Origin of the sequence: Pseudoxanthomonas japonensis, assembly GCF_010093445.1 — a bacterium.
In the GTDB taxonomy this organism is placed as follows: domain Bacteria; phylum Pseudomonadota; class Gammaproteobacteria; order Xanthomonadales; family Xanthomonadaceae; genus Pseudoxanthomonas_A; species Pseudoxanthomonas_A japonensis.
The window spans coordinates 13,335-33,402 of sequence record NZ_PDWW01000001.1 but is presented as its reverse complement, the minus strand read 5'-3'; the positions used below and the strand labels follow the sequence as shown (position 1 = coordinate 33,402).

The 20,068-nt window shown below is 66.2% G+C and carries 19 protein-coding genes; 9 read left to right on the top strand and 10 right to left on the bottom strand.

What is annotated here, in order from left to right; genetic code table 11:
* Positions 1-9: 9 nt before the first annotated feature.
* From CSC78_RS00150 to CSC78_RS00125, 6 genes are all read right to left on the bottom strand, one after another.
* Complete coding sequence (locus CSC78_RS00150) at positions 10-1,122, bottom strand: MDR family NADP-dependent oxidoreductase (protein WP_162335883.1); 1,113 nt, start codon at positions 1,120-1,122, stop codon at positions 10-12.
* 200 nt (positions 1,123-1,322) lie between these two features.
* A complete protein-coding gene (locus CSC78_RS00145) occupies positions 1,323-4,298 on the bottom strand; it encodes a TonB-dependent receptor (protein WP_162335882.1) in 2,976 nt (991 codons plus the stop codon).
* A gap of 338 nt (positions 4,299-4,636) precedes the next feature.
* Complete coding sequence (locus CSC78_RS00140; RefSeq protein WP_162335881.1) at positions 4,637-5,029, bottom strand: STAS domain-containing protein; 393 nt, start codon at positions 5,027-5,029, stop codon at positions 4,637-4,639.
* A 110-nt stretch (positions 5,030-5,139) separates the two neighbouring features.
* Positions 5,140-5,526, bottom strand: coding sequence for an STAS domain-containing protein (locus CSC78_RS00135; protein WP_162335880.1), 387 nt, complete (start codon positions 5,524-5,526; stop codon positions 5,140-5,142).
* On the bottom strand, positions 5,523-5,960 hold the full coding sequence (locus CSC78_RS00130; protein ID WP_162335879.1) for an ATP-binding protein: 438 nt from the start codon (positions 5,958-5,960) through the stop codon (positions 5,523-5,525). The genes CSC78_RS00135 and CSC78_RS00130 overlap by 4 nt, the downstream gene beginning before the upstream one ends.
* Positions 5,932-7,959 (bottom strand): SpoIIE family protein phosphatase, encoded by a 2,028-nt coding sequence (locus tag CSC78_RS00125; protein ID WP_162335878.1) that lies wholly within the window; start codon positions 7,957-7,959, stop codon positions 5,932-5,934. The genes CSC78_RS00130 and CSC78_RS00125 overlap by 29 nt, the downstream gene beginning before the upstream one ends.
* 233 nt (positions 7,960-8,192) lie before the next feature.
* Here CSC78_RS00125 and aceE point away from each other — a divergent pair, with 233 nt between their 5' ends.
* The 4 genes from aceE (at position 8,193) to CSC78_RS00105 (ending at position 12,525) form a co-directional block, all read left to right on the top strand.
* Positions 8,193-10,886 (top strand): pyruvate dehydrogenase (acetyl-transferring), homodimeric type, encoded by a 2,694-nt coding sequence (aceE, locus tag CSC78_RS00120; protein WP_162335877.1) that lies wholly within the window; start codon positions 8,193-8,195, stop codon positions 10,884-10,886.
* Positions 10,887-10,978: 92 nt separating this feature from the next.
* Positions 10,979-11,173, top strand: coding sequence for a type II toxin-antitoxin system HicA family toxin (locus CSC78_RS00115; RefSeq protein ID WP_162335876.1), 195 nt, complete (start codon positions 10,979-10,981; stop codon positions 11,171-11,173).
* 5 nt (positions 11,174-11,178) lie between these two features.
* The gene (locus CSC78_RS00110; RefSeq protein ID WP_162335875.1) at positions 11,179-11,391 is read left to right on the top strand and encodes a type II toxin-antitoxin system HicB family antitoxin; all 213 of its coding nucleotides are present in this window, start codon (positions 11,179-11,181) and stop codon (positions 11,389-11,391) included.
* Between the two features lie 39 nt (positions 11,392-11,430).
* Entirely contained in the window at positions 11,431-12,525 is a 1,095-nt protein-coding gene (locus CSC78_RS00105; RefSeq protein WP_162335874.1) for a DNA glycosylase AlkZ-like family protein, read from the top strand.
* Positions 12,526-12,597: 72 nt separating this feature from the next.
* On the opposite strand, the gene CSC78_RS00100 is transcribed toward CSC78_RS00105, so the two are convergent.
* Positions 12,598-13,971, bottom strand: a complete 1,374-nt coding sequence (locus CSC78_RS00100) for a DNA cytosine methyltransferase (RefSeq protein WP_238391112.1) — start codon at positions 13,969-13,971, stop codon at positions 12,598-12,600.
* On the opposite strand from CSC78_RS00100, the gene CSC78_RS00095 reads away from it, so the two are divergent.
* The 3 genes from CSC78_RS00095 to CSC78_RS00085 all read left to right on the top strand — a co-directional run bounded on the left by CSC78_RS00095 (position 13,944) and on the right by CSC78_RS00085 (position 15,752).
* Positions 13,944-14,468, top strand: a complete 525-nt coding sequence (locus CSC78_RS00095; protein ID WP_338015119.1) for a very short patch repair endonuclease — start codon at positions 13,944-13,946, stop codon at positions 14,466-14,468. The two genes, CSC78_RS00100 and CSC78_RS00095, sit on opposite strands and share 28 nt — an antisense overlap.
* Positions 14,468-15,298: an endonuclease gene (locus CSC78_RS00090; protein WP_162335872.1), complete on the top strand. Its 831-nt coding sequence runs from the start codon at positions 14,468-14,470 to the stop codon at positions 15,296-15,298. Before CSC78_RS00095 ends, CSC78_RS00090 begins: the two co-directional genes overlap by 1 nt.
* A gap of 136 nt (positions 15,299-15,434) precedes the next feature.
* On the top strand, positions 15,435-15,752 hold the full coding sequence (locus CSC78_RS00085; protein ID WP_162335871.1) for a DUF3817 domain-containing protein: 318 nt from the start codon (positions 15,435-15,437) through the stop codon (positions 15,750-15,752).
* A gap of 62 nt (positions 15,753-15,814) precedes the next feature.
* Here CSC78_RS00085 and CSC78_RS00080 read toward each other — a convergent pair whose 3' ends face one another.
* Complete coding sequence (locus tag CSC78_RS00080; RefSeq protein WP_162335870.1) at positions 15,815-16,549, bottom strand: Fe2+-dependent dioxygenase; 735 nt, start codon at positions 16,547-16,549, stop codon at positions 15,815-15,817.
* A 93-nt stretch (positions 16,550-16,642) separates the two neighbouring features.
* On the opposite strand from CSC78_RS00080, the gene CSC78_RS00075 reads away from it, so the two are divergent.
* A complete protein-coding gene (locus CSC78_RS00075) occupies positions 16,643-17,617 on the top strand; it encodes an HPP family protein (protein WP_162335869.1) in 975 nt (324 codons plus the stop codon).
* A gap of 9 nt (positions 17,618-17,626) precedes the next feature.
* On the opposite strand, the gene CSC78_RS00070 is transcribed toward CSC78_RS00075, so the two are convergent.
* A complete protein-coding gene (locus tag CSC78_RS00070; protein ID WP_162335868.1) occupies positions 17,627-18,010 on the bottom strand; it encodes a hypothetical protein in 384 nt (127 codons plus the stop codon).
* A gap of 5 nt (positions 18,011-18,015) precedes the next feature.
* The gene (locus tag CSC78_RS00065) at positions 18,016-19,053 is read right to left on the bottom strand and encodes a DUF2272 domain-containing protein (RefSeq protein WP_162335867.1); all 1,038 of its coding nucleotides are present in this window, start codon (positions 19,051-19,053) and stop codon (positions 18,016-18,018) included.
* A 167-nt stretch (positions 19,054-19,220) separates the two neighbouring features.
* Between CSC78_RS00065 and CSC78_RS00060 the strand changes: the two genes are divergently transcribed.
* Positions 19,221-20,054, top strand: coding sequence for an arylamine N-acetyltransferase family protein (locus tag CSC78_RS00060; RefSeq protein WP_162335866.1), 834 nt, complete (start codon positions 19,221-19,223; stop codon positions 20,052-20,054).
* Positions 20,055-20,068: the final 14 nt, after the last annotated feature.

The following is a 20,068-nucleotide window of genomic DNA, read 5'->3' as shown; positions in this document are numbered from 1 at the left end:
CGGCAGGGGTCAGGCCACGCGCACGATCAGCTTGCCAAGGTTGTCGCCGCAGGCCAGTTTCTCCAGTGCCAGCGGCGCCTGTTCCAGACCGTCCACGATCTGCTCGTCCCAGCCCAGCTGCCCGCCCCTCAGCAACGCACCCATTTCACTGAGGAACGCGGGATCGACCAGGTACTGCGGATGCAGGCGGATGATGTCGCGATGGGTGAACGAGCGCACCACCAGTCGCCGCATCAGGATGGCGTTGAAGAAGGCCGGCAGACGGTCGGCCGCCATCGGCCACAGCTCGCCTTCCATGATGCCGCACAGCGGCAGCCGCGCGCCGTCGTTGAGCAACGGCATCACCGTGTCGATGCAATGGCCGTGCACGCCTTCGAGGAAGATGTCGATGCCGTCCGGGCAGGCCGCCTGCAACTGGGCGACGAAGTCCGGCGCATGGCGGTCCAGCGCGACCGCGAAACCGTATTTCTCGCGCAGGTGCCGGCACTTCGCTTCGCTGCTCGTCACCGCGACGATGCGTGCCCCCTGCCGCTGCGCCAGCTGGCCGGCAGTGGTGCCGATCGGGCCCGCCGCGGCCGCCAGCACCATCGTGTCGCCAGGACGAGGCGCGCAGACTTCGCGCACGGCCGACCATCCGATGAAGCCATACAGGCCATACACGCCCAGCGCGGTGCCCGCCGGCGCGACCCCGGGATGAAGCTTGCGGCGGATGTCGATACCGTCGACGACCTCGTGGGTCTGCCAGCCGCTGTGCGCCAGCACCTGGTCGCCTTCCTTGAAGCCGACATGGCGCGATGCCAGTACGCGCGACACCGTGCTGCAGGGCATGACCTCGCCGAGCCCCAGCGTGTCGCCGTCCGGGGCGAACGCCTGCATGCGTCCTGCCGCGCAGATGTCGATCGAGATCTGCTCGGTCCTCAGCAACAGCTGGCCGTCGCGCAGCGCGGGCAACGCAGCGTGTTCGAGCCGGAAGCAGTCGGCGATGCCGCGCTCCGACGGCCGGTGCGCCAGCACGAGGCGGGTATTGAAGGGGGCCGCGTCGCGCGCGGGCGCGGGCGCATCAGCGGGAGCGTGCGTGCGCACGCCCGGACATGTCGTCGGCGTCACCGGTTCCTGTTCCAAGCAAAAGCCCCTGCAGGTCAGGGGAACGCGGAACGTGACGCGGGCAGGCCATGCGGGAGCCAGGCGCATCGCGCGGGGCGGCGGCATGCCGCGTGGTCGCGTACTGCACACGGGCGTGCACGGCCCCGACGTAGGAGAAGCAGGGAATGGGCATGGGCCGAAGCAGGGCGGGCACCGCCATCGCGATGCCCGCCCCCGGATCAGAACTCGTAGCTTGCGCTCAGGGTCATCCGACGCGGATCGACGAAGCTGCGCGGGTGCTTGTAGTCGTACGCCTTCGCGCCGCCACCCGCATCCCACACCTCCACCACGCGGTAGTAGTCCTGGCTGTCGAACACGTTCTGCACCATGAGGCCCAGCGTCAGACCTTTCGCCCAGGCCGGCTGGTAGTCGACCCGCAAGTCCATCGTCGTCGCCCACGGCACGCGGCCGGAGGTGCCGCGCGGATGCAGGCTGCCGTCGATGGAGTAGGGCGACTGCACGCCTTCGCCGCAGTAGAACGACGCAGCGCCATACTGCACGGCCTCGCCGTCCGGACCGTCGGCCGGGTAGATGCCGAAGCAGTTCACCGGACGGCCACTCTGCGCGATCAGGTTCGCGCCCACGCGCCACTCGTCGTTGATCTGATAGGCACCGAACACCTTCAGGCTGTGGCGGCGGTCGTTCGGCAGGTCGCCGTAGGCGCCGTCCATCAGGCCCGGGAAGTCGAAATCCTGGGTGATGCCGGCATCCTCCTGCGCGATGTCCGACTTCACGTAGCCCTCGGTGTTGCCGCGGCTCTTGGCCCAGGTGTACGAGGCCTGCAGGAACCAGCGGTCGTCCCAGGCGCGCTCGACCATGAATTCCAGCGCGTGGTACTTGCGCTTGGCGGCCGGAAGCCCGAGCGCGCTTGCCGGGATGTCCACCACCGTCAGCTGGCCGGTGCCGTCCAGATCGACGTTCGCCGACAGGTCCTTGCCCGGATTGGTCAGGAAGCAATGCGAGAGGGCTTCGGCGATGGCATCGGCGTGCGCGGCGGAGTAGCCGTTGGCCAGCGCCCAGTCGTGCGCGCCACTGCCGGCGCACAGGTCGTCCATGCCGGATTTCAATTCGCGGTAGACGCCGCGCATGCCCAGCGTCCAGTTCGGGGCGAACTGCCACTGCCAGCCGGCGATGAACTCGTCCTGGTACATCGGCTCCAGGTTGTTGTCGACCACCGTGCGCGGGTCCTTGATCTGGCCATCGCTCGTGTAGTTGCGCGGGCCTACCTGCGGGCCGAGCACCGGGACGCCGGTGACCGGATCGATGCCGGTGAACGTGTACCACTCGTTGTAGTCGAGTTCGGCGCCCGCCAGGCGGACGTTGGTGTTCGCGTAGACCGGGATGTAGTAGCGGCCGGCGTTGCCGAACACCTTCAGGCTCGAATCGCCGCGCACGTCCCACGAGAAGCCCAGGCGCGGCGACCAGGTGTCCTTGATGTCGATGAAGGAGCCGCCTTCCGCATTGAGGTTCTCGAAGCCTTCGTTGCGGATGCCCAGGTACGCCATGAGGCGGTCGTTGACCTGCCACGTGTCCTCGACGTACCAGGCCGTGTTCTTGGTGGTGAAGGTACCGCCGTTGTCCAGGATGCGCCGGCGCACCATCTCGGTGACGCCCACCGGCACCACCACGCCCGGCGCGACGGTCGAGCCCGGCGTGGTGTTGTAGTAGCGCCAGTATTCACCGGCCGAATAGGTGCTGCCATCGACGGTGATGAACTCCTCGTTGTCCACGCCGAAGCGCAGTGTGTGGTCGCCCAACGCCCACTCGCCGTCGAAGCGCCAGGCCTTGCGGGTGTCGCCGGCATCCGGCAGGCCGCGCTGGTAGTCGATGTAGCAGCCGGCCACGCCGATCGGCGGCGTGCCGGTGCTGCGGCCGTCGTAGACGTAGGGGCAGTTTTCGGCGTTGGAGTTCTCGCTGCCGCGCGAGTACTTGCCATAGCCGTACAGCGCGGACAGGGTGAGGTTGTCGGTGATGTAGCCGGTCCACTTGGCGATGTAGTTGTCGCCGCCGGTGGTGCGTCGGAAAGTGCCGATCGGATCGCCGCCGCCCACGTACAGGTCGCCTGCGGGACGCTGGTAGGTGATGCCGTCTTCGACGGATTTGTCGCGGAACGCGGTGAGTTCCAGGCGATGGTCGTCGTTGAGGTACCAGTCCAGCTTCACCAGGCCCTGCGGCGAGTCGATGGTGGAGCCCTCGTGGCCGTTCTCGAAGTCCAGCACTTCCTTGTCGCGCTGGCCCTGGAACAGGCCGAAGAAGAACAGCCGGTCCTTCACCAGCGGGCCGCCGCCGTAGAGGTTGTAGACCGTCGAATCGATCTTCGAGCCGCTCTCGACGATGCGGTACTCGCCATCGCGGTCCGGATCGTGCGCAAGGGCTCGGCCACTGGACAGCGAGTCGGGGCTCCAGAAGACATTGGCGCCGCCTTTCCACTCGTTGCTGCCGCGCTTGGTGGTGATGTTGAGCACGCCGCCGAGCGAACGGCCGAATTCCGCGCCGTAGCCGCCGGTCTTGATCTGCTGCTCGGCGATGGCCTCGAACGGTACCTGGTTGAAGGCCAGGCCGGTGACGATGTTGGTGACGTTGAAGCCGTTGACGTAGTAGACGTTCTCCGCCGCGGAACTGCCGCCGAACGAAGCGACGTTGCCGAAGCGCGGGTCGCCCTTGACCGTGCCGGGCGCCAGCAACGCGACGTTGGTGATGTCGCGCGAGACCGGCAGGCGGTCGATCTGCGCTTCGGTGAAGATGGTGACGGACTCCACCGACGATACGTCGATCGGATTGACCGCCGAGGTGCCGCGCACGGTGATGGTGTCCAGTGTGGCCGCATCGCCTGCCGCGAACGAGACGTTGCTGCCCGAGCCAGTGGTGACGACGATCTCGCGCGTGGTGGCCTGGCCGGACGCATCGGTGCGGGTGACGCGGTACTGGCCCGGCGGCAGCGCGCCGATGCGGAAGTCGCCGCCGTTGCCGACGCTGACGGAGCGTTCCAGTCCCGTGCCGACGTGGGTGACGGTGATGCGGTCGCCGTCGGCCGCCTGGCCGAACACGGAGCCGGTGGTGTTGGACTGCGCCTGCACGCCACCGGCGAAACAGGTGGCCAGCGCGAGGCTGAGCGTGGTGATGCGGAGCTGCTTGCGGATGCGACCTCTGTTCATCGTTCCTTTCCAGTGGCAATCGACGGGGCTGGCGCGCAGGGGGCGGCCAGAGGTCGCGACGTTAGGCAGCGCGGCGCAGCCCCGCGAATGCGGGTGGTCAGGATGAAAAGGGGCGGTTGCCGGAGGTCATGGTGACTTCCGGCAGGGGTGTGGCGAGTGGGGCCGCCAGCGATCGGACTGACCGGGCAGCAGGTTGTCGCAACAGAAAACGCCTGCATGGGGCGCTTGCGGGAGGTGATCGATGGTTGTGGGAGCGACGCAAGTCGCGATGGGCTACCGGTAACGCTTCATCGCGACTTGCGTCGCTCCCACATCCTGCATCGCGAAACTCACATCCTTCATCCCTGCGGGTTCTCTTCCTCGCCATCCAGGATCCGCCGCTGCAGCGCATCCAGATAGGCATCCGCATCCGCGCTGGATTCGAAGATCTCGTCCATCGGCACGGCCTGCACGATCTCGATGACCTTGCGGATCTGTTCCTGCGGGTGGACGACGAGCAGGCGGCCTTCGTGCGGGGCCAGTGCCTTGCGCGCCTTCAGGATGCTGCGCACGCCGGCGCTGCTGATGTAGTCCAGGTGCGCGAGGTCCAGCACCAGCGCCTGCGGGCGCGCAGCCAGCATCGGCGCCAGCGCTTCGTCGAGTCGGGCATGGCTCTGCGTATCCAGCCGGCCGGACAGCAACACGTACTGGTTGCCGTTGACGGGCGGGTAGACCTCAATCTCCAGTGTCATCGGGCATCTCGGTGAAGCGGATCTGCCGGGTGGGGGAGCCCGGGGAGGCAGGGAGGCGACGCTGGATCGTAAATCAATTGCGGGGCAGGCGTGCGGACCACGCGCGTCCGTCAATCGTCGTCCTCGGCGGCATCCAGCACCTTGCGCTGCATAAGGTCGAGGTAGGCGTCGGCTTCGGCCGTGGACGAGAAGATCTCGTTCAACGGCACCGCCTTGACCATGTCGAGCACCTTCTGGATCTGCGGTTGCGGATTGACCAGCAGGACCTTGCCGCCATGCGGCGACAACGCCTTGCGCGCCTTGAAGATGGAACGGATGCCGGCGCTGCTGATGTAGTCCAGCCCCGACAGGTCCAGCACCAGCGAGTGCAGCTGCCGGGTCAGCAGCGGTGCCAGCGCCTCGTCCAGATCCTCGTAGGTATGCGTGTCCAGACGGCCACGCACCACCACGCGCTGGCTGCCCCTGCCCGGGGCGTGAAGCTCGATGTCCAGGCTCATGCGGATTCCTCCTCGGTGGGGATGCGCAGCGACAGGCGCAGGATGTTGTAGTTACCCATTCGCTGATACGTGGCCATTTCGGCCACCTGCCGGACGAGGTGCAGGCCCAGGCCGCCGGTCGGCCGGTCCAGGATGTCGGCGTCCAGGTCTGGGGCGGGCTGTTCGAGCGGGTTGAAGGGCGCGCCGCTCTCGCGGAATTCCAGCGTCAGCAGGCGGTCGCGGATGGCGATGTCCACGCACAGCTCGTGCTCCTCGGTGTCCACGCGCGCCGGGTCGCCGTGTTCGATGGCGTTGCTGGCCAGCTCTTCCACAATGAGACGCACGTCACCCTGGATGGCGCGGCTGACGCCGTTGTTGGCCAGCACGGCTTCGAGCGAGGCGTTGAGGTCGTCCACGCGGGCGTGCTCACGCGGGATGAACAGTCGCATCTGCATGTGCGTTCTCCTGGGGTAGCGCAGCTTCGGGGGAAGCGGGGGTGCCGTCCAGCCGGCGGCGGATGGCGAGGGCGGTGATGTCGTCCGACTGCGGGGCCGGTTCGGTAAATGCGTGAACCCGCGCGATCAGGCCGTCGCATTGCTTGCGCGCGGTCGCGCCCGGCTGCAGTGCGTCCGGGATGCGCTCCACGCCGAACGCGAGGTTGCCGGCATCGAAGGCTTCGGTGATGCCGTCGGTCCAAGCCAGCAGCGTGGCGCCGGCCGGCAGCTGTCCCGACCACAGCGGGAAGGCGTCGCCCACCTCGAAGCCCAGCGGCGGGCCGGGTTGCACCGGCAGCATTTCGTGGCGGCCATCGGCGTGCAGCAGCAATGGGGCGTCGTGGCCGGCGCTGGCCAGCACGCAGGCGCCGCTGCGCACGTCCACGCGCCCGCACAGCACGGTGGCGAACATGCAGGCGTCGTTGCCCTGAACCAGCCGGCGCGAGGCTTCGGCCAGCACGCGCTCCGGCGACGGATGGGTGCTGGCCGCGACTTCCAGCACCGTCACGGTGCGTGCCATGAACAGCGCCGCCGGCACGCCCTTGTCCGACACGTCGCCGATGGCGAACCACAGGCCGTCGGGATCGGTCTGGATGAAGCAGTAGAAGTCGCCGCCGACGGCCTTGGCCGGTTCCAGCCGCGCGTACGCTTCCAGGTGCGCGTGCTCGCGGTCGATCACGCGGCCGGGCGGCAGCATCGCCTGCTGGATCTCGCGCGCGATCGACAGCTCGCTCTCAAGCTTCTGCCGCGCTGCCGTCATGTCCTCGATCTCGCGCAGCTGCTGCTGGATGGAGCCGCGCGCGTGTTCCAGCGTGCGGGCCATCTGGCCGACCTCGTCGCGTCGCTGCCCATGCGGCACCGGCGTGCCGTAGTCGCCCTGGGCCAGCCGTGCGGCGGAGGCCGACAGGCTTTCCACCGGCTGGCTGATATGCCGCGCCAGCGTGCCGACCACCAGCATGCAGGTCAGCGCCAGCAAGGCGCCGATCGCCGCCAGCAGCCACAGCGCCTGCGCCAGGCGGTCGGTGACCAGGTCGTACGACTGCGCCACCAGCAGCATCCAGCCGGTGTCGCCGACCGGTTCGACCACGGTGTAGCGGCGTTCGCCGCTGACGGCGTCCACGTGCACGTACTGCAGCGTGTCGCGCACGCGCACCGCCTGCGCCGCCTCACGCAGGTCGCTGCGGCCGGCGCGGGCGATGTACTCGTCCAGCGTTTCCAGCCGCTCCACGCCAACCTCCGGGTTCAGCGCCAGCGTGCCGGCCGGCGCCACCAGCGACACCCGCCAGCCCGGCAGGTGCGCCAGCGGATCCACCGGATCGGTCAGGTTCGCCAGCGGCAGGTCCAGGCTGACCATGCCGCGCGTCCGCGCACCGCGACCGGGTTCGCGCAGGGGCATGTTGTAGGTGACCATCCACACGTCGCCGGCGGTGCGGTTGAGATAGGGCTCGGACCACCAGCCGGCGGGCGAAGCGACGGTCCGCTGGTACCAGCCCTGGTCGCGGAACGCATAGGCGTCGGCGATGAAGTCGCGGTCGCGGCCCGAGCGCGCCACGTAGCGGGCGAACGGCGCGTCGCCGCGCGTGCGCGGCTCCAGGATCAATAGCCCGCCGGCGCAGCCCGGCGTGGCCTTCACCATCGCCCGCAGCGTCGCGGTCAGTTCGTCGGCCGACAACTGCGTGGTGGCCACCAGGTCGGCCATGCCCAGCGTGGTGATGGTGACCACGTGCATGGCATCGTCCAGCCGCTGCGCGGCCTCCTGCGTGGTGGCCTGCGTATCGCGGCGCGCATCGTCCAGGATCATGCGCCGCGCGAACCATGCCGTGGCCATCACCAGCAGCACCAGCAGCACCACGTTCACCAGGCCGGCCCACAGGGCGATGCGCGTGCGCAGGCTGCTGCGCCAGTGCGCGGCACCGGCATCCTTCACTGGCACGACATCGTTGGGCACTGCGTCATGCATGCCGATCCCGATCGCTGCCTTCCCCTGGCCGCCGATCATACGCCCGCGCGGCGTGCTGCATCGCAATAGCGAAAAGGTCTGATTTTGGTGTTGCCACTGTCCCGGGACAGGCACGCAATGTCGCGTCCATACGCCTGCGTAGCCAGGCCCCGCGCGGGGTGCGTGCGTTACACTTCAACGCTCTACAAGAACGGCAACGCCACGCCCCCACGCGCGGCGCAACAGGAGTGGGAATGAACTGGTTGAACGAGATGTTGCAGAGCGATCCGGATCCGCAGGAATCCCGCGAGTGGATCGATTCCATGCAGGCGGTCATCGAGAAGAACGGCGCCCTGCGTGCTCACCAGTTGCTCGAAGGCATGGTCGAAGTCACCCGCCGCGCCGGCGCCTACCTGCCGTTCTCGCCGACCACCGAATACGTCAACACCATCGCGCCGCAGAACGAGGCCAAGAGCCCCGGTGACGCCGCGCTGGAATGGCGCATCCGCTCGATCATCCGCTGGAACGCGATGGCCACCGTCGTGCGCGCCAACCGCAAGCCCGGCGACCTCGGCGGCCACATCGCCAGCTTCGCCTCCGGCGCGACGCTGTACGACGTCGGCTTCAACCACTTCTGGCGCGCGCCGAGCGACAGCCATCCGGGCGACCTGCTGTTCATCCAGGGCCACAGCGCACCGGGCATCTACGCGCGCTCGTTCCTGGAAGGCCGCATCAGCGAGCAGCAGCTCGACAACTTCCGCATGGAAGTCGATGGCCAGGGCATCTCGTCCTACCCGCACCCGTGGCTGATGCCGGACTACTGGCAGACCCCGACCGTGTCGATGGGCCTGGGCCCGCTGGCGGCGATCTACCAGGCGCAGTTCATGAAGTACCTGGAGCACCGCGGCCTGATCGAGAAGTCCGACCGCAAGGTGTGGTGCTTCATCGGCGACGGTGAGAGCGACGAGCCGGAAACCCTCGGCGCCATCGCGCTGGCCGGCCGCGAAGGCCTGGACAACCTGATCTTCGTCGTCAACTGCAACCTGCAGCGCCTGGACGGCCCGGTGCGCGGCAACGGCAAGATCATCCAGGAACTGGAAGGCGTGTTCCGCGGCGGCGGCTGGAACGTCATCAAGCTGCTGTGGGGCAGCTACTGGGATCCGCTCCTCGCGCGCGACACCAGCGGCATGCTGAAGAAGCTGATGATGGAAACCGTCGACGGCGAGTACCAGAACTGCAAGGCGTTCGGCGGCAAGTACACGCGCGACAACTTCTTCGGCAAGTACCCGGAGACGGCGGCCATGGTCGCCAACCTGTCCGACGACGATATCTGGCGCCTCAACCGCGGCGGCCACGATCCGCACAAGGTCTATGCGGCCTACCACGAGGCGGTGAACACCAAGGGCATGCCCACGGTGATCCTGGCCAAGACGGTGAAGGGCTACGGCATGGGCTCGGCGGGCGAATCGCTCAACCCGACCCACCAGACCAAGAAGCTGGACGACGAAGCCATCCGCACGTTCCGCGACCGCTTCAACATCCCGGTCAGCGACAAGCAGCTGGAAGAGTCGGCGCAGGTGCCGTTCTACCACCCGGGCGAGGATTCGCCGGAAATCCAGTACCTGAAGTCGCGCCGCGCCGCGCTCGGCGGCTACCTGCCGCAGCGTCGCCGCAAGGCCAGCGAATCGTTCGAGACGCCGAAGCTGGAAGCCTTCGACCGTCTGCTGAAGAGCACCGGCGAGCGCGAGATCTCCACCACCATGGCGTTCGTGCAGGGCCTGAACATCGCGCTGCGCGACAAGCAGGTCGGTCCGCGCCTGGTGCCGATCGTCGCCGACGAGGCACGCACGTTCGGCATGGAAGGCATGTTCCGCCAGATCGGCATCTACGCGCCGTTCGGCCAGAAGTACAAGCCGGTCGATGCCGACCAGCTGATGTACTACCGCGAAGACCAGTCCGGCCAGGTGCTGCAGCAGGGCATCAGCGAGCCGGGTGCGATGTCGTCGTGGATGGCGGCGGGCACCAGCTATTCGGTCAGCAACGTGCCGATGCTGCCGTTCTACATCTACTACTCGATGTTCGGCTTCCAGCGCATCGGCGACATCGCGTGGCAGGCGGCGGACATGCGCACGCGCGGCTTCCTGCTGGGAGGCACCGCGGGCCGCACGACGCTCAACGGCGAAGGCCTGCAGCACGAGGACGGCTTCAGCCACGTCATCGCCGGCAGCATCCCCAACGTGCGCAGCTACGACCCGACCTTCGGTTTCGAGGTCGCGGTGGTCCTGCAGCACGGCATGCAGAAGATGCTGCAGGAGCAGGTGGACGAGTACTACTACGTCACCCTGATGAACGAGAACTACACCCACCCGGACATGCCGGAAGGCGCGGCCGAGGGCATCATCAAGGGCATGTACCTGCTCACCGATGCCGGCAAGCCGAAGAAGGGCGAGCTGCGCGTGCAGTTGCTGGGCAGTGGCACCATCCTGCGCGAAGCGATCGCGGCGGCCGAGCTGCTGGACAAGGATTTCGGCGTCACCGCCGACATCTGGTCGTGCCCGAGCTTCAACGAGCTGCGTCGCGACGGGTTCGATGCGGAGCGCTGGAACCGCCTGAACCCGGAAGCGAAGACGCCGCGCAAGGCGTACGTGACGGAACTGCTGGAAGGCCGACAGGGTCCGGCCATCGCCGCCACCGACTACGTGCGCGCCTACAGCGACCAGATCCGCGCGTTCGTGCCGATGGCGTACACGGCCTTGGGCACGGACGGTTTCGGCCGCAGCGACACCCGTGCCAACCTGCGTCGCCACTTCGAAGTCGACCGCTACTACATCGCCCACGCCGCCATCGCCGCGCTGGCGAAGGAAGGCAAGATGACCGGCAAGGACGTCGCCCGCGCGATCAAGCAGTACAAGATCGACGTGGACAAGGCGAACCCGGTCACCGTGTGATGCCGCGTATTACCTCTCCCGCACGCGGGAGAGGGGGCAGTGAAATGCGATGCGGGCAAGGACGATGAAATCCCTTCGCAAGGAATGCGAACGTGCCACCGAAAATTCGCGATGTCTTGCAGCAGCTCAAGGACGCAGGCTGGCAACAGGTCGGCCAGACAGGCAGCCATCGACAGTTCAAGCACCCGACGCTTCCCGGCCGGGTGACAGTCGCCGGCAAGCCGGGTGATGATGTAGCGCCCGGCACGCTGGGCAGCATCATGAAACAGGCAGGGATAAAGAGGTGACTTCCATGCGCTACGCCATCGTCATCGAGCAAGTAGGCGGCAACTATTCTGCCTATGTCCCGGACCTGCCCGGCTGTGTGGCCACGGGCTCAACCAAGGCCGAGGTGGAAGCGTTGATGCACGATGCCATCGCCTTGCACCTCGCGGGGATGCGCGAAGACGGGCTGGCGATACCGGTGCCCTCGAGCCAGGTGGAGTACGTCGACGTAGCGGCGTGAGTGCGTGGCGAGGAACGATGCGGTGATGGGCTGCGCCGCATGACACTCACCCTCGACCACCTGCGTCGCTATGCCGTCGCCCGCAGTCTGTTCAAACCGACCACCTTGCCGCGGGCGATCCAGCGGCTGGGCTTCTTGCAGGCGGACCCGATCCGGGCGCCGGCACGCGCGCAGGACCTGACGCTGCGCCACCGCGTCGCCGGCTATCGCGCCGGCGACCTGGAGCGGCGATATCCCCGCCTGCCGCTGGAAGAAGACTTCTTCGTCAACTACGGCTTTCTCCCGCGCGAGCATCATCAGCTGATGCATCCGCGCACGGCCCGCGAGGCGTGGACGCCCGCGCGCTGGAAGCAGGCGCGCGCGGTGCTCGATTTCGTCAGTGAGCGTGGCACGGCGCATCCGCGCGAGGTGGATGCGCATTTCGGGCATGGCAAGACGACCAACTGGTTCGGTGGTTCGTCGAACGCGAGCACGCAGTTGCTGGACGGCATGCACTACCGCGGGCTGTTGCGGGTGGCGCGTCGCGAGGGCGGCACGCGGGTCTATGCGCGACGCATCGGCGAAGCGACGCCGGTCGCGGTGTCCGATGCGGAGGCGCGGCTGGATGCGCTGCTCGACATCATCGTCAACACGTACGCGCCGTTGCCGGCGGCCAGCCTGGGGCAGTTGCTGGGCTATCTGCGCAGCGGTGTGCCGCAGTGGACGGGCCTGCGCGCGGCGGCGCTGAAGCGTGCGCGCCAGCGCTTGGGCACGGCGCGGGTCGACGGGGTGGACTGGTACTGGCCGGCGGACGAGGATCCGCGCTCGCGGCGCTGGAAGCCGGACGACCAGGTGCGTTTGCTGACGCCGTTCGATCCGGTGGTGTGGGACCGGCGCCGGTTCGAGATCTTCTGGGGATGGAAGTACCGCTTCGAGGCGTACACGCCGGCACCGAAGCGGAAGCTGGGCTACTACGCGCTACCGGTGCTGTGGGGTGACCGGGTGATCGGTTGGGCGAATCTCAGTGTGGTCGATGGGGAGTTGCGGTCGACGTTTGGGTATATCGATGGGCGTGCGCCGAGAGATGCGACGTTTCGTGCTGCGCTTGACGCGGAGCTCGAGCGTGTTCGCGTTTTCCTAGAGTTGCAAGGGTGATGCAGGCTAGAGAGGGGTTGGCGTTAGCCGGTAATGCTGAAAGAAGAGGCGGCCCTTCGGTCGCCTCTTTCTTCATAGGCGCATCGAAGTTTGGGTTGGATCGATATCGCTTTGCTTGCGCTTCTTGATGCCGCTCTTTCTATCTCGCTGTGAAATGGGGTTCGCGATACCCCAGTAGGAGGCTGCCTGGCTCATTCCCATTCGAAGAAGCGCGTCGGCTCCCAAATCAACCCTCTGAGTAGGCTTCTTCGGTTTTGCGCCTAGCGCACGCAACACTTCGGATGCGACAGCGCGGGCAAGTGGCGGGGGCACCGAATTGCCGATCTGGCGAGCGCCATGCCACTTGGTTTCATTGAATCTGAACCAATCCGGAAACCCGTGCAGGCGCGCCATTTCGCGCACTGTGACGCAGCGATTCCACTTGTAATGAATTGGTCGCGGACTAGTGAATGCCCCGCGTGCTGCGTCAGTTCCAGCTCGCAACGTGTTGGAAACGCCGTCGGACGGGAGTCGAAAAAACCTGGACACAGGCTCGACTTCACCTGGCTCTGTAGCAGCGAACCGAGCTCGAGAGATATCCGTATGCTCCGAGCGCATGCTCGAAGTCAGCAAGTTGGGATTCCACTTGCGCTGATAGCCGAACGCCCACCCTTCGGATACTTCGCAGCGCATGAGTTTGCCGTAAGCGCTAGTCGTTCCCCATTTCTTCACTTCGACTTCGTCACTGACGTTGAGCCGCTTGAAGCGCTCGGCATCGGGCAAATCCTTCAAGGCGTCCGCGCACGTCGGTGCACTGGGTCGGCCGGCTTCGGTCCGGCCAGGCTTCGACGTAGTAGGCGCAGGGTAGGAGGGCAGCTTGCGCCCCTTCTTTGCACCAAGAAGGAATAGCCGCTGCCTGTCCTGCGGCACGCCGTACTCGCAGGCGTTGAGAACCTTCCAGTCTTCGACAACATCGTAACCAGCAGCGGAGAATTCTTGGATCAGCTCATCGAGGAACTTGCGATGCTTGCCAACCGTCAAGCCCTTCACGTTCTCGAACACGAAATACTCGGACTCTAGTTCGCGAACGATGCGCACGAAATCCTTGACCAGCGAGTTACGCGGGTCATCGATTGCACGATGTCCGATCAACGAGAAACCCTGGCATGGGGCGCCGCCGAACACGACATCCACTTTCTTCTCGCCAATACCGGCCGCCTTTCGGATCATGTTGCCAGTCAGGTCAGTGACAGAGCGAGGGATCACCGCACAGTGGGGGAAGTTGAATTCGTGGACCGCCGCGTGAACGGGATCGATCTCTACTGCTGCAACAACATCGAAGCCAGCTTGTTCGAAGCCAAGGCTGAGTCCGCCAGCGCCGGCAAAAAGGTCTATTCCGATGGGTCTGGTCATGTGCGGAAGTATAGGGCGAGAGCGTCGTGAAGTCGATCGGAAAAGGTCGTCCATTTGGGCCTCCTGCCCCATCCTGGGGCGCCAGGTATCATTGTCGCGACTTCTCTCAAATCTTGCGACTGGGAGGCTGCAGGGGCGTGGATAGACTGAGTCCGGATCGCAGAAGCTGGCTTATGTCCAGAATCAGGGGTACGAACACAAAGCCAGAAGTTGAAGTTAGATCAATGTTGCATGGGATGGGGTACCGGTTCCGGCTGCATCGGAGAGACTTGCCAGGGACGCCTGATATCGTTCTTCCTGGTCGAGGAGCCGTCATTTTTGTGCATGGATGCTTCTGGCATGGTCATGTATGCAAACGAGACAAGATGCCGAAGTCGCGCACCGTGTACTGGGCCGAGAAGATTGAAGCGAACCGCAGGCGCGATGCCCGGAAGCGTAGGGCAATAACGGCTCTCGGCTGGAAGGTTGTGATAGTTTGGGAATGCGAACTAAAACGGCCGGAAAAGTTGGCCGAGAAGCTGCAAGAGGCTTTGGACGATTGGGGTGGATAGTGGTCAAGGCGAAAGAATCGAAAGTTAAGAAGGAGAAAGCGCCGAATCGATACTCCGAGATCATTTCGGAGGTTTTCCGGCGGCACTATAAAAAGGGAAATCAGCGGTTTGGCTTCGAGCGAAAAGAGTTTGCTGAGATCGCGACGGAAAAAGGAATAGAGCTCCCGAAAAATCAGGGCGACACCATCTATTCGTTCAAGTACAGAGCCTCACTCCCGACATCCATTACGGATACTGCGCCGGAAGGCTATGAGTGGATAATTGCGGGTGCAGGAGTCGCGAAGTACGAGTTCAGGCTCGTCAAGCCATTGAACATCTCGCCAAGAGAGCACCAGTTGGTGGTCAAGATTCCGGATGCGACGCCCGAGATCATCGGGGCTCACGCGCTAGGAGACGAGCAGGCGTTGCTGGCGAAAGTTCGCTATAACAGACTCGTCGATATCTTCTTGGGCATTACGGCATCTTCATTGCAGAACCACCTTCGAACTACGGTGCAAGGGATCGGGCAAATTGAGATCGATGAGCTGTACGTCGGGATCGACCGAAGCGGAAGCCAGTATGTCGTCCCCGTACAAGCAAAGGGGGGGAAGGACAAGCACGGAAGGCAGCAGACCGAGCAGGATATCGCCTGCTGCAGACAAAAATTCCCGGCATTGCGCTGCCGCCCGGTCTCGGCCCAGTTCATGACGAACAACAAGATCGCTATGTTCGAGCTGACTGAGCAAGATGGGGATATCAGGGTTGTGTCGGAGGAGCACTACGAGTTGGTGCCCGCGTCCAGTATTTCGGCGGAAGACCTAGCGATCTATTCGGGCAAGAAGAAGGCTTAGTAGCATTATCTGAGTCGAATTCGCGTTGGAGCGGCTTCCAAGACAGCGCTCATTGTTGGCAGTGGCCCGCTAGAATCCCAACGCCAGCGAGCGCCGCAGCCGCCATCGCATCCGGCATCCCTCACTGGAGTTCTGCATGTCCCGCCCCCTCGCGCCCGCCGGGCGCCTGTTCGCTGTCGCCGCTTTCATCGAAGGCTTCACCTGGGCCGGTCTGCTGATCGGCATGTTCCTCAAGTACGGGCCGGTGGCCAACGAGCTGGGCGTCAAGATCTTCGGGCCGCTGCATGGCGGCGCGTTCCTGTTCTACGTCGTCGTCACCGTGCTGGCCGCGCTGCGCCTGCGCTGGCCATGGTGGGCCACGCTACTGGCCGTGATCGCCGCCGTGCCGCCGCTGGTGACCGTGCCGCTGGAGATGTGGTTCCGTCGGATCGGATTGCTCAGCGAGCGCGCGTGAGGCTTCCCGAGGGCTCACCCGCAACAACCGCGTGCAGCGGCATGCGCGGTGTCGCGGGGGTGTCAGGGTTCCGCGTTCCGGCGTAGCAGATTGGAATAGCACTTGTTGACGAGTTCGAGCGAGCGTTCGGCACCTTCCTTCCCGACCAGCAGCTCGCGCGCAGTCGACAGATCATGCAACAGCTCGCGGACCGCGGGATCGCGCACCAGGCTCTGTACCCAGCCCACGATCGCCAGCCGTTCGCCTTCCTCGACCGTCTTGACCCAATGGAGCTGCCCGGTGGGATAGCAGATGGCCGAGCGTGCCGCCGGCTTGAATACTGCCTCGGTGCCGCCAATCTCGAAGGCGAGCTCACCGCCCTTGTACGTGTCCGGCTCATTCAGGAATATCGTGAAGGACACATCGCTACGCACATGGTTCGGCGCACCCATCACCGCGGAGTCGACGTGCGCGCCATACGCCATTCCCGGCTCGTAGCGACTGACCAGCATTGCCGCCAGCCGCCGGGGCTGGGCCACGCTCATGAACGGATCATTGCGGCCCAGCGCTTCCATCACCAGGTTGGTGATGCCTTTCATCACCGGATGGTTCGCGGGGATCTGCAGGTTGTTCTTGGCCTTGTGCAGCAGTTCGCCCGCAGTGGCCTTGCCATCGGAGAACTGCGCCGTTGCGAGCATCTGCTTGATGGTGGCGAGCTCGTCCGGCGTGATCAGATCGGGAAGCGTAAGAATCATGAGCAGTGTCCCCTTGTGCGCGATGACAGCCTTGATACCCCTGGGCCGAGTGTAGGTCAGCACGTTCCCAACCGAAAAGCGGTTCCTCGATCGGGTGCGGTCGGCAGGCGCCGTCCTTCGCATAGACTGCGTCGCCGCCCCCTCGTTCGAACGCCCATGAGCCCGCCGTCCCGCCTGACCGAGTTGCGCCTGCTGCTGGGCATCGAGCGCAACACCACCCGCCACGGCGAGAAGTGGATCTCCGGCATCGGTGCGTTGCTCGGCATCGTGTCGGTGTACTGGCTGACCCGCTGGACGTTCCCCGAACACGCGGCCGGCGCGGTCGGCGGCGCGCTGATGGTCACCTCGATGGGCGCGTCCGCCGTGCTGCTGTTCGCCGTGCCGCAAGGCGCGCTGTCGCAGCCGTGGGCCGTGATCGGCGGTCACCTGCTGTCCGCCTTCATCGGCGTGAGCTGCCAGAAGCTGTTCGCCGACCACGCCTGGACCGCCGCCCTCGCGGTCGGGCTGGCGGTGCTGGGCATGTACTACCTGCGCTGCATCCACCCACCCGGCGGCGCCACCGCGCTGGCGGCGGTGATCGGCGGTTCGCAGGTGCACGAACTCGGCTACGGCTACCTGCTGATGCCGGTACTGATCAACGTCATCGCCATCCTGTCCATGGCCATCGTTTTCAACGCCCTGTTCCCGTGGCGTCGCTACCCCGCGCACCTGCACAAGCGCCGCCAACCCATTCCCGCCACGCGCCCGGCCGCGCGCCAGTTCGAACTGACGCAGGAAGACTTCTCCGCGGCGATGGAGCAGCTCAACTCCTACGTCGACATCACCACCGAGAACCTCACCGAGCTCTTGGAACTCGCCAAGCAGCACGCCGAGAAGAACATCACCCACCCGCAGGACATCATCGCCGGCCGCGCCTACAGCAACGGCAAGCTGGGCAAGCTGTGGAGCGTGCGGCGCGTGCTGACGCAGGAGGAACGTCCGGCGGACGCCGCACCCGACCGCCTGCACTACCACGTGATCGCCGGCGACCAGGCGGCGCAATCCGGTGCCTGCAGCGTGGAGGCGTTCCGTGCGTGGGCCCGCTTCGAAGTCGTGTCGCAGGGCAGCGGGCGCTGGATGAAAGCGGAGTGAGCCGGCGGGCTAAGGCGTCCTGCGCAGCCCGTGTTGCGTGCCTTCGCAGACGACCAGCGCACCGTCGTCGGTGACCGTGCCGGTCGCCTGCACGCGGTCGCCGGCCTTCAGCGATTGCACATCGTCCGGCGGCGGTGCCTTGCACAGGTTCCAGCGGGCGGGCAGGTGCACGTCGACCTGGCCGTTGGCCGCGGCGATCCTGATGATGGCGCTGCCGTCGTAGGTCCACGGCGTGGTGTCGACGCTGACGATGGTGCCGTCGACGGTGGCCTGCTGCCCCGCGGCGAGCGTGGCGCTGGCGGGCGCGGCAGGTGTCGTCGCACAGGCGCCCAGCAGCGTCATCGAGGCCGCGGCCAGGCCGGCGAGCAGGGAAGTGCGGTGGCGCAGGATCATGGGGTCTATTCCGTGTCGGACGTCGGGGCGGTACCGGCGGGCGTGGCGGCGTCGGCGGGGCACCTTGGCACACCGGATCCGACGACGCAGTGAATGCAGCACTCCGCCTTCTCCGGCCCCTCGTTGCCGGGAGCCTCCTGCGCGGGTGGCAGGTAGCCCGGCAGCTTCGCCAGCTGCTCCGGCGACTTCAGTCGCAGGATCGCCGCCCAGTCCTGGCGGTTCATGTTGCAGGCCGCCTCGTTGTCGGGCGCGCACAGCGTGCCGTCGCCGATGCGCAGCGGCAGCCCGCCCCAGAACTCGCCGTTGCGGTTGAGCGGCAGCATCCGCATGGTGACGGCCTGCTGCACGTTGCCGCCGATCGCGTACGCGGTGGCGTCGTTGCCCGGATTGACCGCCACCACGATGTCGCAATGCATGTCGAGCGAGCTGCCACTGCGCAGCAACGGCACCAGCCCCTCGTGACCGAACAGCCGGCCGGACTGGCGCACGTAGCAGATCAGGTCGCCGACCACCGGTTTGGCGTGCGCCACGTCGATGACGTCGAAGGCATTCGTCGACGGGTTCTGGAACGCGGCCTGCACGTAGGTGAAGTGGCGGCTGGAGCCGCGGAAGCCCGGCACGCGCGCTTCGCGCATCACCCACGAGATGAAGGCGGCCGACCACGGCGTGTCCACCACGAAACCGCGACAGGCCTCGGCCTGCGGCCCGGTCGCCGAGGCATACAGGCAGTCGGTCGCGCCGCGACGGTGGCCGATGGCAGCGAGCAGGCCGCTGTCGCGCCAGTAGCGCGCGACGCGCTGCCAGGCGCGGTCGTCGCCGATCGACAGCAGCGACGCCTCGGCTTCCATCACCGGTGCGTTCGCCAGCCGACCGTTCCGGTCGATGAAGGGGCGATACCACATCAGGTGCTCGCGGCAGGCGACCGCAGCGATGCGCGTGGCGACGTCCGTCGGCGTCTGTTGCGACAGCTGCGGACAGGCGTCGGCCGCACGCGCGGCGAAGGAAGACAGCAGCAGGAGGGGCAGCAACAGCCATGCACGCATCAGATGATCCTTGGGGGTCCGTGGTCCTTCTTACGCATCATGCCGTATCGGCAGGACACGGCGTCATCACGCGGAATGAAGGTATCGGAAAGGTCTGGCGCGCCGCAGGCTTGACCTCAATCGCGGTTGAGGGGGCATCGTGGCGGCCTGCCATGCCAGGAGTCGCCATGTCACCCTCCCTGACCGATATCAGCCGATACCTGCAACGACTGGATTACGACCGGCCGCCACCGCCCACGCTGGACGCACTTCGCGAGCTGCAGCGACGGCACACGGCCGCGTTCCCGTTCGAAACCTTGTCGACGCTGATGCGCTTGCCGGTGTCGATGGACCTGCACGACATCGAGCACAAGCTGCTGCACGAGGGACGTGGCGGTTACTGCTACGAGCTCAACCGCGCCTTCCTGGCGCTGCTGCTGGCGCTGGGGTTCGACGCGCGCGGCATCACCGGCCGCGTAGTGATGGGCGAGGCCGAAGGTACCGTCACGGCGCGCACCCACCTGCTGTCGCTGGTGACCCTCGACGGCGTGCGCTACACCGTCGATGTCGGCTTCGGTGGCATGGTCCCGACCGCGCCGTTGCAGCTGGACCGCGAAGACGCACAGACCACCCCGCACGAGCCGTATCGCATCACGCGGCAAGGCGAGCAGTACCTGCTGCAGGCGCAGGTGGCCGGCGACTGGCGCGCGCTGTACGTGTTCGACCTGCAGCAGCAGGCCGAGATCGACCATGTCGTCGGCAACTGGTATGTCAGCACGCATCCGGATTCGCCCTTCCTCGACGAGCTGCGCGTGGCGCGCACCGGTCCCGGCTGGCGCAGGACACTGGGCAACGGCAGCGTCGCCTTGCACCGCACCGGCCACGCCAGCGAGCGGAGGCGACTGGCGGATGTCGATGCGGTGATCACGGAACTGCGGGAGGGCTTCGGCCTGCGCGTGCCCGACCATCCCGCGCTGGCGCCTGCGATCGCACGGTGGCTGCAGGCGCATCACGATGCATGAGCGGTTCCCTGCGG